Annotated in this window: 10 protein-coding genes; 6 read left to right on the top strand and 4 right to left on the bottom strand. The window is 70.7% G+C overall.

Going from position 1 to position 14,103, the window contains the following annotated elements:
* The first annotated feature begins 28 nt into the window (after window positions 1-28).
* Both ACFQ2V_RS17710 and ACFQ2V_RS17705 read left to right on the top strand, forming a co-directional pair.
* Window positions 29-1,447, top strand: coding sequence for a gamma-aminobutyraldehyde dehydrogenase (locus ACFQ2V_RS17710; protein WP_386054190.1), 1,419 nt, complete (start codon window positions 29-31; stop codon window positions 1,445-1,447).
* The gene (locus ACFQ2V_RS17705; RefSeq protein ID WP_386054189.1) at window positions 1,444-2,901 is read left to right on the top strand and encodes an FAD-binding oxidoreductase; all 1,458 of its coding nucleotides are present in this window, start codon (window positions 1,444-1,446) and stop codon (window positions 2,899-2,901) included. Before ACFQ2V_RS17710 ends, ACFQ2V_RS17705 begins: the two co-directional genes overlap by 4 nt.
* Window positions 2,902-2,947: 46 nt before the next feature.
* Here ACFQ2V_RS17705 and ACFQ2V_RS17700 read toward each other — a convergent pair whose 3' ends face one another.
* On the bottom strand, window positions 2,948-4,381 hold the full coding sequence (locus ACFQ2V_RS17700; RefSeq protein ID WP_386054188.1) for an NAD-dependent succinate-semialdehyde dehydrogenase: 1,434 nt from the start codon (window positions 4,379-4,381) through the stop codon (window positions 2,948-2,950).
* Entirely contained in the window at window positions 4,381-5,727 is a 1,347-nt protein-coding gene (gene gabT, locus ACFQ2V_RS17695; protein ID WP_386054187.1) for a 4-aminobutyrate--2-oxoglutarate transaminase, read from the bottom strand. The genes ACFQ2V_RS17700 and gabT overlap by 1 nt, the downstream gene beginning before the upstream one ends.
* Window positions 5,728-5,842: 115 nt before the next feature.
* On the opposite strand from gabT, the gene ACFQ2V_RS17690 reads away from it, so the two are divergent.
* Together ACFQ2V_RS17690 and ACFQ2V_RS17685 are read left to right on the top strand one after the other, a co-directional pair.
* A complete protein-coding gene (locus ACFQ2V_RS17690) occupies window positions 5,843-7,324 on the top strand; it encodes a PucR family transcriptional regulator (RefSeq protein ID WP_386054186.1) in 1,482 nt (493 codons plus the stop codon).
* 219 nt (window positions 7,325-7,543) lie between these two features.
* Complete coding sequence (locus tag ACFQ2V_RS17685) at window positions 7,544-9,010, top strand: PQQ-dependent sugar dehydrogenase (protein ID WP_386054185.1); 1,467 nt, start codon at window positions 7,544-7,546, stop codon at window positions 9,008-9,010.
* Between the two features lie 36 nt (window positions 9,011-9,046).
* On the opposite strand, the gene ACFQ2V_RS17680 is transcribed toward ACFQ2V_RS17685, so the two are convergent.
* Complete coding sequence (locus ACFQ2V_RS17680; protein ID WP_386054184.1) at window positions 9,047-9,934, bottom strand: RNA polymerase sigma-70 factor; 888 nt, start codon at window positions 9,932-9,934, stop codon at window positions 9,047-9,049.
* Complete coding sequence (locus tag ACFQ2V_RS17675) at window positions 9,931-10,521, bottom strand: carboxymuconolactone decarboxylase family protein (RefSeq protein WP_386054183.1); 591 nt, start codon at window positions 10,519-10,521, stop codon at window positions 9,931-9,933. Before ACFQ2V_RS17675 ends, ACFQ2V_RS17680 begins: the two co-directional genes overlap by 4 nt.
* Window positions 10,522-10,705: 184 nt before the next feature.
* On the opposite strand from ACFQ2V_RS17675, the gene ACFQ2V_RS17670 reads away from it, so the two are divergent.
* Both ACFQ2V_RS17670 and ppsA read left to right on the top strand, forming a co-directional pair.
* Entirely contained in the window at window positions 10,706-11,548 is an 843-nt protein-coding gene (locus ACFQ2V_RS17670) for a pyruvate, water dikinase regulatory protein (RefSeq protein WP_386054182.1), read from the top strand.
* Between the two features lie 73 nt (window positions 11,549-11,621).
* Entirely contained in the window at window positions 11,622-14,036 is a 2,415-nt protein-coding gene (gene ppsA / locus ACFQ2V_RS17665; RefSeq protein ID WP_386054180.1) for a phosphoenolpyruvate synthase, read from the top strand.
* Window positions 14,037-14,103: the final 67 nt, after the last annotated feature.

The following is a 14,103-nucleotide window of genomic DNA, read 5'->3' as shown; positions in this document are numbered from 1 at the left end:
CGACGCCCACCGACCTGGAGGCTCCGACATGCCCACCCTGACCAACGTCGTCAACGGAGGCAGTGCTCCCGCCGCCGACGTGATGACCTTCCACGACCCGGCCACCGCCCAGCCGTTGGGTGAGGCCCCACGCTCGAGCGCCGCTGACGTCGACCGTGCTCTGGCAGCGGCGTCCGACGCGTTCGTCACGTGGCGCAGGACCGCACCCCGCGAGCGGCAGCGGAGGCTCCTCGCCCTCGCCGACCTCATGCAGGAGCATCTCGAGGACCTCCTCGAGTGCGAGGTGCGCAACACGGGCAAGCCCCGGGCGCTGACCCGTGAGCTCGAGCTCGAGCCGTGCATCGACCAGGTGCGCTTCTTCGCCGGCGCTGCTCGGATGCTCACCGGACTGGCGAGCACCGAGTACGAGCCGGGATTCACCTCCTCCATCCGCCGTGAGCCGGTGGGCGTGGTCGCGCAGATCACCCCGTGGAACTACCCGCTCATGATGGCTGTGTGGAAGCTGGCCCCCGCTCTCGCTGCCGGCAACACCGTGGTGCTGAAGCCCGCCGACACCACCCCGTGGTCGACCGTCCGGCTGGCGGAGCTCGCGCAGCAGGTGCTTCCGCCGGGAGTGCTCAACGTGGTCTGCGGCGACCGCGACACGGGCCGTGCCCTCGTCGCACACCGGCGCCCCGACATGGTCGCCATCACCGGCAGCACCCGAGCCGGCGCCGAGGTCATGTCAGCCGCCTCGACGACCCTCAAGAACGTCCACCTCGAGCTGGGCGGCAAGGCGCCTGCCGTCGTCTTCGACGACGTCGACCTCGCTGCCACCGCTCGAGCCGTCGCGGGGGCGGGCTACTTCAACGCCGGGCAGGACTGCACCGCGGCCACCCGCGTCCTCGTGCACGAGAAGGTGCACGACGAGTTCGTCGACCACCTCGCATCCGCCGCGCGCACCCAGCGCTCCGGTGCCCCCGACGACGCCGACGTGAGCTTCGGCCCGGTCAACAGCCGCGACCAGCACGCACGCATCGAGCAGTTCCTCGAGCGGCTGCCGTCACACGCAGAGGTGCTGGCCGGTGCGTCCGGCCACGGGCCGGGCTGGTTCCTCGACGCGACCGTCGTCGCGGGAGTCCGGCAGGACGACGACGTCGTGCAGCAGGAGGTATTCGGGCCGGTGCTCACCGTGCAGTCGTTCGCCGACGAGGCAGACGCCGTCGCCAAGGCCAACGGCGTGGACCTTGCCCTGGCGTCGAGCGTGTGGACCCGGGACCACGGTCGTGCGACGCGGCTGTCGGCAGACCTCGACTTCGGCATCGTCTGGGTCAACTGCCACCAGGTGATGACCGCAGAGATGCCCCATGGGGGCTTCAAGCAGTCAGGGGTCGGCAAGGACCTCTCGCTCTACGGGTTGGAGGACTACACGCGGGTCAAGCACGTCATGAGCAGCCACGCGTCGTGAGCGAGCCGTGCGCCCGAGCAGCCCACGAGGCCAGGCAGGCCCGCGCAGCCGACGTCGTGCGCGAGGCGGCCGTCGACCCCGGTCGTACGCGTGCGCTGACCGATGTCCTCTCCAGCAGTGAGCCTCCGGTGCCGGTCGTCACGGACCCGGACGTGCTCACCGCGCACGCGCGCGACCACGCCACCTTCTGCCCCGTCGGGGTGCCGGCTGCCCTCGTGCGGCCGCGCACCACGGCCGCGGTCGTCGCGGTGCTGCGCGCCGCTGCCCGGGTGGGTATGCCGGTCGTGCCACAAGGGGCACGTACCGGCCTCTCGGGTGGCGCGAACGCCGTGGACGGATGCATCCTGGTCAGCCTCGAGCAGATGAACCGGATCCTCGAGATCGACCCGGCGGAGCAGACCGCCACTGTCCAGCCCGGGGTGACGAACGCCGAGCTCTCCCGCGCCGTCGAAGCTCAGGGCCTCTTCTACCCGCCCGACCCCGCGTCGTGGGAGAGCAGCACCATCGGTGGCAACGTCGCGACGAACGCCGGTGGGCTCTGTTGCGTCAAGTACGGGGTGACGGGGGACTACGTGCGCGCTCTCGAGGTCGTCACCGCCGACGGCTCGGTGGTCAGGACCGGACGGCGCACGCGCAAGGGCGTCGCCGGATACGACCTGACCCGCCTGTTCGTCGGCTCGGAGGGCACGCTCGGCGTCATCACCGAGGTGACCGTCGCGCTGCGACCGCGGCCGGCCCCGCCGCGTACGGCAGTGGCGTTCTTTCCCGACGCGCCGAGCGCCTGCGAGGCCGTGAACGCATACATGTCCGCCGGAGCGCAGCCGTCGATGCTCGAGCTGATGGACGGCCCGACGCTGGAGGTCGTCCGCGCGTACCGCGACCTCGGCCTGCCCGCCGACGCGAAGGCCATGCTCATCGCCCGGTGCGACGACAAGCGCTCCGCCGCCGACGAGCTCACCGAGTTCCTGCGCGTCTGTCGCTCCTTCGGCGCCGAAGACGCGCTGCTTGCCGAGGACGCGCGGGAGGGCGATCTGCTCATCGAAGCGCGCCGGCTCGTCGGGCCGGCGCACGAGGCCAGGGGAGCCGAGCTCGTCGAGGACGTCTGCGTGCCCCGCGGTCGCCTCGCGGACCTCCTCCGCGGCCTGGCCGAGATCAGCAGCCGGCACGGTGTCCTCATCACGTGCGCCGGACACGCGGGTGAGGGCAACATGCACCCGTCGATCATCTTCGACCGGGACGACCCGACAGCCACGCGGGCGGCACTCGACGCCTTCGACGCGGTGATGGCACTCGGTCTCGGGCTCGGCGGCACCATCACCGGTGAGCACGGCGTGGGGCTGCTGAAGCGCGGCTGGTTGCCGGAGGAGGCGGGTGAGGACGGCATGCGCGTGCAGCGCGCCGTGCGGGACGCCCTCGACCCGCACCACCTGCTCAACCCGGGAAAGGTCCTGTAGGCCCTGACATCAGGGTGGGCACGGCAGCGCACCGGCCGGCGGGGTGTCAGCTCCAGTCGATGCTGAAGTAACGCGTCTCCTGGTACTCGCGCAGACCGTCGCGTGCCCCTTCGCGGCCGAGGCCGCTCTGCTTGACCCCGCCGAACGGCGCGGCCGGGTCCGAGACGATGCCTCGGTTGACCCCGACCATGCCGGCCTCGATCCGGTCACCGATGCGCAAGGCGTCCTGCAGGCGGCCGGCGTACACGTAGGCAGCGAGACCGAACTCGGTGTCGTTCACCGAGGCCAGCATCGTGGACTCGTCGCTCCACGTGACGACGGGAGCCACGGGCCCGAAGATCTCCTCCGCGAGGATGGCGGCGCCGACGGGCACGTCGACGAGGACGGTGGGCGGGTAGAACCAGCCAGTTGCAGGTGCGGGGGCCTGCGCCGCTATCCGCGCGCCGTGGGCCACTGCGGACTCGACGAGCTCGGTGATGCCGGTGAGCTCCTTCTCGCTGATGACGGGCCCGACCTGGCTGCGCTCGTCGACCGCCGGACCCACCCTGAGGGCGGTGACGGCTGCGCCGAGCTTCGCGACGAAGCGGTCGGCGACGTCGGCATGGACGTAGAACCGGTTCGCAGCCGTGCAGGCCTGGCCGCCGCCGCGGAACTTGGCCACCATGGCACCGGCGACGGCGGCGTCGACGTCAGCGTCGGCGGTGACGACGAAGGGCGCGTTGCCGCCGAGCTCCATGCTCGTGTTGAGCACGCGGTCGGCGGCCTGCCGGAGCAGCGCGCGGCCGACAGCGGTGGACCCGGTGAAGCTGACCTTGCGGACGCGCGGATCCTCGATCCAGCTCGTCACCACGCCTGCCGCATCCGTCGTCGTCACGACGTTGACGACGCCGTCGGGAACGCCCGCCTCCCGCATGAGCCCCGCCACCGCCAACGCCGTCAGTGGGGTCTCCGCGGCCGGCTTCAGCACGACCGTGCAGCCGGCCGCCAGCGCCGGCGCGATCTTGCGGGTGGCCATCGCGGCGGGGAAGTTCCACGGCGTGACCAGGGCGGCGACGCCGACAGGCACGTGGGTCACGAGGATGCGGGCACCCCCGGCGGGGGCTTCCCCGTAGGACCCCTCACCCCGTACCGCCTCCTCGGAGAACCACCGGAAGAACTCCGCGGCATACGCGACCTCCGCCCGGGCGTCCGCGACGGACTTGCCGTTCTCGGCGGTGATCAGCCTGGTGAGACGCTCGCTGTCGCGCACCATGAGGTCGTGGCAGCGGCGCAGGACCTCCGCGCGCGATCGGGCCGGCAGGGACGACCAGGCGGGGAAGGCCGCCGCCGCAGCGTCGACGGCACGCGTGGCATCGGACGGGGTGGCGTCGACGACGGTGCCGATGACCGAGCCGGTGGCGGGGTCGAGCACGTCGAAGGTCGGGCTCGACGCCAGGTCCTCCTGGGATGCCAGGAGGAGGTCTGGGGGAAGTGCGGTCATCAGCTCTCCTGGAAGGTCGCGGCGAGGAGGTCGAGGGCCTCGTCGAGCAGATGATCGGGCATCGACAGCGGCGGCAGGAACCGCAGGACATTGCCGTAGGTGCCGCAGGTCAGCACGACCATCCCCTTGGCGCTCGCTCCGGCAGCGACACGCCTGGTGAGGTCGGCGTCGGGCTCGGTGCTGCCGGGACGGACGAGCTCGACGGCCACCATGGCGCCACGTCCGCGGACCTCACCGATGCGGGGGTCCTTCTCCTGCAGCGCAGTCAGCCGCTCGAGCATCGTCTTGCCGATGTCACGGGCGCGGTCCACCAGGCCCTCGGCCTCGATCGTCTCGACGACGGCAAGGGCGGCAGCGCACGCGAGCGGGTTGCCGCCGTAGGTGCCTCCGAGACCTCCGGGGTGCGCGGCGTCCATGATCTCGGCACGGCCGGTGACGGCCGCGAGCGGCAGGCCGCCGGCGATGCCCTTGGCAGTCACGATCAGGTCGGGCACGACCCCCTCGTGCTCGCACGCGAACAGCTCACCGGTGCGGGCGAACCCGGTCTGCACCTCGTCGGCGACGAAGACCACACCGTTGGCGCGGCACCACGACACGAGAGCCGGGAGGAAGCCCTCGGCGGGAACGATGAAGCCGCCTTCACCCTGGATCGGCTCGACGACGACGGCTGCGAGGTTCTCGGCGCCGACCTGCTTCTCGATCTGGTCGATCGCGTCACGCGCGGCCTCGCCCCCGGAGCGGCCACCGTCGCGGAACGGATAGGACAGCGGGGCCCTGTATACCTCCGACGCGAAAGGACCGAAGCCGGTCTTGTACGGCATGTTCTTGGCCGTCATCGCCATGGTGAGGTTCGTACGCCCGTGGTACGCGTGGTCGAAGACGACGACGCCCTGTCGGCCGGTGGCGGACCTGGCGATCTTGACGGCGTTCTCGACCGCCTCGGCCCCGGAATTGAAGAGCGCGGAGCGCTTCTCGTGCGTGCCGGGGGTGAGCTCGTTGAGCTTCTCGGCGAGGGCCACGTAGCCCTCGTACGGCGTGACCATGAAGCAGGTGTGGGTGAAGGCGGCGAGCTGGCGGCTCACCGCGTCGACGACCCGAGGAGCGCTGTTGCCCACCGAGGTGACCGCAATGCCCGAACCCAGGTCGATGAGCTGGTTGCCGTCGGCATCGACGATGATGCCGCCGCCGGCCGCGACGACCTGCACCGGCAGTCCGACTGCGACACCGGAGGCCACCGCTCGTGCCTTGCGATCCGCGAGCTCGAGCGACCGCGGACCGGGGATGCTGGTGAGCAGGCGGCGCTCCTGTGTGATGTGCGGTCCACCCTTGGGGTGCTGGTCGGTCATGAGCCCTCCGCGTGGTCGGTTGGATCGGGTCGTTCGACGCTAGGCCGCGGGGACGGCATGGCGCCATGTACAGCCCGCACAAGCTCACGGCGCAACATGTGCAAAGGTGTCACCCGTGGTGACTGTGGCGGACCTCGTGGCCGTGCCGGCGCTCGGCCTGCGTGTGGCCGCCGAGAGCTCCAGTGGGCCGACCGCCCTGCGCTGGGTGGCCACGAGCGAGCTGGTGGATCCGACGCCGTACCTCGAGGGTGGCGAGCTGTTGTTGACCACAGGACTGGCCACGGGCGACTGGAGCGATGAGTGGGCCGCGTACGTCGATCGCCTGGCGGACTCCCGCGCCGCGGGTCTCGGCCTGGGGACGGGGCTGACCCACGCCCGTCTGCCTCACGCCCTCGTCGTGGCCTGCCGCGAACGGGGCCTGACGCTCGTCGAGGTGCCGAAGGAAACCACCTTCGTGGCCGTGTCACGGGCAGCGGCGGAGCTGCTACAGGACCAGGAGGCAGCGTCGACACGACTGGCCCTCGACCACCAGCGCCGACTGACCCGGGCTGCGCTGGCTCTGGACGTGCGTCCGTTGCTCGTGCGTCTGGCTGGTCTCCTCGGTGCGACGGTCGCCCTGGTGCACCGCGACGGGGACCCGGCGGAGGGGCCGCTGGGTCGGGCGAAGGGTGCGCTCGACCTCTCGGTCGTGCGTGCCGAGGTCGCCAGGATCAGAGCACACGGCCTCGCAGCCGCGTCGACGACCGTCCACGAGGGGGTCACGAGCGTCGTACGTCCGGTCGGCGTGGCGGGGCGACCGCAGTTCTATCTGGCCGTCGCGGTGACAGGGCAGCTCGACGAACCGGGTCGCTCGGCCGTGGCCACCGCCGGCGTGTTGCTGAGCCTGGTGATCGAGCGACGCACGGATCGACGCTCGACCGAGCGTCGGCTGCGGGGCCGCGCCCTCGAGCTTCTCTGCTCGGGAGACGTGCGCTCGGCCACGGTGATCCTCGACGCGGCCGAGCGCACGACCCCCGTGCCCGACCGCCTGCGTGTCCTGCTCATGACAGGACCTCACGAAGCGCTCGAAGACACCGTCGACGCGATCGATGGTTCCGAGGCCCACGACGAGGTGCTCGTCGGTGTCGTCGACGGTCGGCTGGTCGCTGTGTGCGCCCCCGCTCAGCTTCGGACGCTGCTGGCGCTGGTCGGTGACGGCGGGCTGCGGGTCGGCGTGGGGCGCGCCGTCCCGGCGGCGGAAGCGCCTCGCAGCCTCGAGTCCGCCGACCAGGCACTGGCGAGAACCACGTCGACGATCCCCGTACGCCGGTGGGAGGAGATCGTCGACGCGGGTCCCTCGGCGCTCGTGCCGGAGGAGCTCGGCCGGCAGTATGCCGTCGACCTGCTGTCTGCGCTCGATGAGGAGCAGCGCACGCTGCTCGCCGTCTTCCTCCGCGAGCACGGCTCGCGGGCGACCATGGCCGATGTCCTGGGCATCCACCGCAACACCGTGCGCAACCGGCTGGCTGCGATCGAGCGACTCACCGGTCTCGACCTCGACGACCCCTCCGCTCGGGTCGGTGCCTGGATGGCACTGCAGTTCCTGTCCGACCGATGACACGCCGAACGGCGCCGTCCTGCCGAACGGCGGGGAGAGCCGGAGCCGGGTGCCTCGCCGCCAGCGCCCGGGAGGACGTGGCGCGCTACCCCTTTTCGCTCGGGGCAAACGCCCAGCGGGTCGCAGATCGCCGAGGAAGTACTAGGGCGTTGGTCGTATTGCCCTGTTGCCCAAGGGCCGAGGAGCGTCGAACAGAGCCGAGTCCCTTAGGAGCTTCCCATGCGTCGCGACTCCCGTGCCCCGTCCCAGCGCCGTGGCTGGTTCGCCACTGTCGGCCTCTCGTGCGTCGTCGCCCTGACGGCGGCGGCACCGGCCATTGCCAGCGCCGCCCACGAACCGCTGGGTGACCCGGTGCCCGACGTTCGGCCCGGTCCGGTGCAGGTCGCGCTGACGACGGTGACGAACGGAGTCTTCGCACCGGTCGCGGGGATCACTGCGGCTGGGCACCCGACGAAGCTGTTCGTCGTGGACCAGGTGGGATTCCTCTGGGACGTACCGGTGGGAAACCGGGCCCAGTGGCCCGTCACCCCCACGAAGGTCCTCGACGTGAGCGACCTCGTCGTCGGGCCCTCCCGCGACGGCGATGAGCGCGGGTTCCTCGGCGCGGCGTTCTCGCCGGGCTTCGCCCAGAACGGGCTGCTCTACACGTACACGTCGGAGGCCGCGGACGGGACTGCGGACTACAAGGTCCCGGTCAGCACGGCGGCCTGCGCTCTGGTCCTTCCCCCGGACCACCAGAGCATGATCCGCGAGTGGCGGGTCACCTACACCCCGGGCGGTGGCCTCGTCGTCGACCGCACGGCGCCGGGTCAGGGCCGCCGTGTCTTCTCCTTCGACCAGCCGCAGTTCAACCACAACGGCGGCGACCTCGACTTCGGACCCGACGGGCTGCTCTACATCACGTCCGGTGACGGCGGCGGCAAGGACGACCAGGACTGCCAGACCGACTTCGACGCGCGCCCGATGTTCGGCCACCCGGGAGACGGCAACGGCCAGAACCTCAGCACCCCGCTGGGGAAGATCCTTCGCATCGACCCCGCCGCACGCACGTCACGCAACGGTCAGTACGCCATCCCGGCCACCAACCCCTTCGTGGGTGCTCCCGGAGCGGCCCCCGAGGTCTACGCCTACGGCTTCCGCAACCCCTTCCGGGCCTCCTTCGACGGGGGCGCCCTCTGGGCCGGAGACGTCGGGCAGAACGACGTCGAGGAGGTCGACCGCGTGGTCGCCGGGGGCAACTACGGGTGGCGCCTTCGGGAGGGAGCGTTCGGTTTCGACCCGGCGGGCTTCCAGTCCAAGGGCTTCAAGTCCGATGCCTTCGTCTTCGCCCAGCCGCCACAGGCCGGTCTCGTGGACCCCGTGGCCAACTACGACCACGACGACGGGTCGGCCGTCATCGGCGGCTTCGTCTACCGCGGCACGGCGATGCCGGCTCTGACCGGCACCTACGTCTTCGGCGACTTCACCCGACGACTGAACAACCGCCACGGGCGGATCTTCGGAGTCGACGTGACCAACCCGTCGCCCGTGACGGCTGCGAACGTCATCAACGAGCTGCGGGACGGACCGATCGACGCCGGCATCACCGGGTTCGGACAGGACAACGCCAGGGAGCTCTACGTCCTGACCGTCAACCGCGACGGGACCGGCGGCGCCGTGATGCGCCTCGACCAGGCAAGGCCCTAGACGGCGTCCCGCCTCCGGCGGGCACTCGGCGGCGCCTCACCGGCTGATCGGCGCCTCGACGTCGATCTGGCCGAGCTTGGCAGGGTTGCGCACGGCGTAGATGCGGCTGATCCGCCCGCTCTCGACGACGAAGCTGATCGCGGTGTCGTAGCCGTCGTCGGTGCCGACGATCCGCGCCCCGGCGGCACCGTTCAGCAGCACCGGCAGGATCCGTGCCCCGGGGGCGAGCTTGCCGAACGGGCGCAGCAGGTTGGCGACCTTCTTGGCACCGACGACGGGGTTGACGACGGCCTGTACGACACCACCGCCGTCCGCCACGAGCACGACGTCGGGCGCCAGCACGTCGAGCAGTGCCTGCAGCTCGCCACCGGTCACCGCCGCCAGGAACCGCTCGACGACCTCCTGCTGCTCGCCTCGACCCACGTCCATCCGGGGCCGGCGCGCGGCCACGTGCGCGCGCGCCCGGTGCCCGATCTGCCGAACCGCGGGCGCGGACTTGCCCACGGCGTCTGCGATCTCGTCGTAGGGCACGTCGAACACCTCGCGAAGCACGAACACGGCTCGTTCGGTCGGCGTCAGCGTCTCGAGCACGGTGAGCATCGCCATCGACACGCTCTCGGCGAGCTCGGCGTCGTCGGCGAGGTCCGGTGCCGTGAGCAGCGGCTCCGGCAGCCAGGCGCCGACGTACTCCTCGCGTCGCCGGGCGTTCGACCGGAGCCGGTCCAGGGCCTTGCGGGTCACCATCCGCACGAGGAACGCTCGCGGGTGCCCCACCTCGGCTCGACCGTCGTCACCGATCGCGTCCCACCGCAGCCACGTCTCCTGCACGACGTCCTCGGCGTCGGCCGCGGAGCCGAGCATCTCGTAGGCGACGGTGAAGAGCAGGCCGCGGTTGGTGATGAACGGGTCGTCGGTCTGCGTCACGCGCTCGACCCTACGACCGTCCGGGCGGCGAGCGGCTTGAGCCCGCACGCCGCAGCGAAGCCGTCCGACTCGATGCCGAGGGCGACGTTCGCGCGTGTCGTGAAGTTGGCGAAGGCCACGACCGCCGTCAGCTCGACGAGCGCGGCCTCACCCAGCTGGGAACGCAGCGACGCCACCATCTCGTCGGTGACCGCCGGCTCGGTCTCGGTCATCGCCTCGGCATACGCCAGCACCTCGCGCTCGAGCGGCGAGAACACGTCGGACTCGCGCCACCGCGGGATCTCGTGGGCCTTGGCCAGGTCGAGGTGCTTGTTGTGCGCCTCGAAGTAGTTGAAGTCGAGGCACCAGCTGCAGCCGACCTGCGACGCGACGGCCATGTGCGCGAAGGACTTGAGCTGCTCGTCGCAGGCGTCCCACTTCTGCACCTTGCCGCCGACGGCGGTCATGCCCATGAGCACCTTCTGGTTGTGCCAGTAGACACCGAGCGAGCTCGGCACCTGGCCCAGGGCCTTCTTCGCGAAGCGCTTGACGACGGCTCCCTTGAGGCCGGTGATCTCGGCGGCGGGGATGCGGGTCGAATCGGTCATGTCGTCCTCCTGGTGTCGGTCCGATGTGCGGGTTCGACATCAAGACGCCGCCGGGCCGCGAGTTGTGACATCCGGCGGAAGACGACGGCGCCGGTCTCGACGGATGGGAGGCGACTGAGTCGTGGGTCACATCGGCGGCTCACGCGGCACGAGTCGTGCGTCACGGTGTGCCACAGTTCCTCTCGTGGCCTCATCGACGACGCCAGCGTCCTCACCAACGCCGACCCCGGCCTTCTTCCTCGCCGGTGGCACCGGCATCTCTGCGGAGACGCTCGGCAACATGATGCTCCAGCAGTTCCCGTCGGTTGCCTTCTCGCGGCGCAAGATCCCGTTCATCACGACGGCCGAGCGGGCGCGTCAGGTCGTGACCGAGCTCGACGCGGCCATGACCGAGACCGTGACGCCGCTCGTGTTCTCCACGGTGTCCGACGAGGAGATCCGCGCCGAGCTGCAGCAGACCCGCTGCGCCTTCATCGACCTCTTCGGCTCACACCTCGCGACGGTCGAGCACGTCCTGCACGTCAACGCCGTCCACACCGTCGGCGCCCTCCACGGCGTGGGCGACCTCGGCCGCTACGAGGCACGCATGCGTGCCGTCGAGTACGCCATGGAGCACGACGACGGCCAGAGCATGCGCAACCTCGAGCAGGCGCAGCTGATCCTCATCGCCCCCTCGCGCTGCGGCAAGACCCCGACCTCGATCTACCTCGCCCTGCAGCACGGCATCAAGGTCGCCAACTACCCGCTCGTCGAGGAGGACTTCGAGTCCAGCGACCTCCCGCTGCCCGTCCGGCCGTATGCCGCCAAGTGCTTCGGCCTGCTGTCCACCGCTGCCCGCCTGAGCCAGGTGCGCGGTGAGCGCCGCCCCGGCTCGCGCTACGCCAGCCTCGCGCAGTGCAGCTACGAGCTGCGTCGCGCGGAGGCGATGTACCGCGCGCACAAGGTTCCCGTCGTCAACTCCTCGGCGATGTCCGTCGAGGAGATCGCAGCCGTCATCATGCAGAGCCGGGCGCTCGGCAACGGCTGACCTGCAACCACAGACCACCGATCCACCGACCACCGAGCCGCACGACCCGCACCACCTACCGGAAGGACCTGCTGTGACCGAGAACGTGATGAGGTTCGCCGACCTCGGACTGGGCGATGTGGAGCTGGTCGGAGGCAAGAACGCCTCCCTCGGTGAGATGGTCCAGCACCTGTCGAAGGCCGGGGTCACGGTGCCCGACGGCTTCGCGACGACGGCCGACGCGTACCGCCGCTTCCTCGCCGAGGACGGCCTGGCCGACCGCATCAACGCGCTGCTGTCGGACCTCGACGTCGACGACACCCGCAAGCTCGCCGAGGTGGGCGCAAGCATCCGCGAGCAGGTCGAGGAGCAGGCGTTCCCCGCCGACCTCGAGAGCGACATCCGCGAGGCGTTCGACCGGCTCGTGAGCGAGCAGGGTGGCGGGGGGGAGGGCGGCGACGAGGTCAGCTTCGCGGTGCGCTCGAGCGCGACCGCCGAGGACCTGCCCGACGCGTCCTTCGCGGGCCAGCAGGAGACGTTCCTCAACGTGCGCGGCATCGACAACGTGCTGCACGCGATCAAGCTCGTCTTCGCCTCGCTCTACAACGACCGCGCCATCGCCTACCGCGTGCACAGCGACTTCGACCACTCCGTCGTCGCGCTGTCGGCGGGCGTGCAGCGGATGGTCCGCTCCGACGTGGGCTCCTCGGGCGTCATGTTCACGATGGACACCGAGTCCGGCTTCCGCGACGCCGTCTTCATCACGAGCAGCTACGGTCTCGGCGAGGCGGTCGTGCAGGGCGCCGTCAACCCCGACGAGTTCTACGTCTACAAGCCGGCGCTGCGCGCGGGGCGACCGGCGATCCTCAAGCGCGGTGTCGGCGGCAAGGCGACGAAGATGGTCTACACCTCCGATGCCAACGTCGGCCGCACCATCGAGTTCGTGCCGGTGCCTGAGGACCAGCGCCCGCTGCTGTCGATCACGGACGACGACGTCACCGAGCTGGCCACGCACGCGCTGCGCATCGAGGAGCACTACGGCCGCCCGATGGACATCGAGTGGGGCAAGGACGGCGTCGACGGGGGGCTCTACATCCTCCAGGCGCGACCCGAGACGGTGCAGTCACGCCAGTCGGGGTCGACGATGCGCCGCTTCCGCATGGACGAGCGCGGCCCGGTCCTCGTCGAGGGCCGCGCCATCGGCCAGAAGATCGGAGCCGGTGCCGTACGCGTGCTCCGGTCCATCGACGCGATGCACGACTTCCAGCCCGGTGAGGTGCTGGTCGCCGACATGACCGACCCCGACTGGGAGCCGATCATGAAGCGCGCCAGCGCGATCGTCACCAACCGCGGTGGCCGCACCTGCCACGCCGCGATCATCGCCCGTGAGCTCGGCATCCCGGCCGTCGTCGGCACGGGCTCGGCGACCTCCGCGCTCGCCGAGGGCCAGGAGGTCACGGTCTCGTGCGCCGAGGGTGACACCGGTTTCGTCTACGAGGGCCTGCGCGAGTTCACCGTCACCGAGACGGCCCTCGACGAGATGCCGGAGGTGCCGGTCAAGATCATGATGAACGTCGGCACCCCCGAGCAGGCCTTCGAGTTCTCCCGCCTGCCGCACAAGGGAGTGGGGCTCGCGCGCCTCGAGTTCATCATCAACCGGCAGATCGGCATCCACCCGAAGGCGCTGCTCGAGCTCGACGACCAGGAGCCAGAGCTCAAGGCGGAGATCGAGGCCCACATCGCCGCGTATGCCGGCCCGCGCGAGTTCTTCGTGCAGCGGGTCGCCGAGGGGATCGCCACCATCGCCGCGGCGTTCGCGCCCGAGCCGGTCATCGTGCGCATGTCGGACTTCAAGTCCAACGAGTACGCGGGGCTCATCGGCGGCGAGCGCTACGAGCCGCACGAGGAGAACCCGATGATCGGCTACCGCGGCGCGGCGCGGTACCTGTCGGCCGACTTCGCCGAGTGCTTCGCGATGGAGTGCGAGGCGCTCAAGCACGTGCGTGACGACATGGGTCTGACGAACGTCAAGGTGATGATCCCGTTCGTGCGCACGGTGGCCGAGGGCGCGGGCGTCATCGACCTGCTCGCGTCGCACGGCCTCGTGCGCGGCGAGAACGACCTGCAGGTCGTGATGATGTGCGAGGTGCCGAGCAATGCCGTCAACGCCGACGAGTTCCTCGACCACTTCGACGGCTTCTCCATCGGGTCCAACGACATGACCCAGCTGACGCTCGGCCTCGACCGTGACTCGTCCCTCGTCGCCGGCTCGTTCGACGAGCGGGATCCCGCGGTCAAGAAGATGCTCGCCATGGCGATCAAGGCCTGCCGTGACCGCGGCAAGTACGTCGGCATCTGCGGCCAGGGCCCGTCCGACCACCCCGACCTCGCCGAGTGGCTGCTCGACCAGGGCATCGAGTCGATGTCGCTCAACCCCGACACGGTCGTCGAGACGTGGACGCGTCTGGCCAAGCACCGTGCCGAGGTCGCCGGTTCCACGGCCGGCTGACCCGGCGCCACAACACGCAACGCCCGCCTGTCACGACAGGCGGGCGTTGCGCGTACGGGCTCGGGTC

It is taken from the genome of Terrabacter terrigena, from assembly GCF_042676085.1.
GTDB lineage: Bacteria > Actinomycetota > Actinomycetes > Actinomycetales > Dermatophilaceae > Terrabacter > Terrabacter terrigena.
This window is presented reverse-complemented; position numbering and strand designations above follow the sequence as displayed.

What these genes read in the sequence shown, in the direction of transcription:
- ACFQ2V_RS17700 (WP_386054188.1), bottom strand. Translation starts at nt 4,381, where the DNA reads ATGACCGCACTTCCCCCAGACCTCCTCCTGGCATCCCAGGAGGACCTG.
- gabT (WP_386054187.1), bottom strand. Translation starts at nt 5,727, where the DNA reads ATGACCGACCAGCACCCCAAGGGTGGACCGCACATCACACAGGAGCGC.
- ACFQ2V_RS17685 (WP_386054185.1), top strand. Translation starts at nt 7,544, where the DNA reads ATGCGTCGCGACTCCCGTGCCCCGTCCCAGCGCCGTGGCTGGTTCGCC.
- ACFQ2V_RS17675 (WP_386054183.1), bottom strand. Translation starts at nt 10,521, where the DNA reads ATGACCGATTCGACCCGCATCCCCGCCGCCGAGATCACCGGCCTCAAG.
- ACFQ2V_RS17710 (WP_386054190.1), top strand. Translation starts at nt 29, where the DNA reads ATGCCCACCCTGACCAACGTCGTCAACGGAGGCAGTGCTCCCGCCGCC.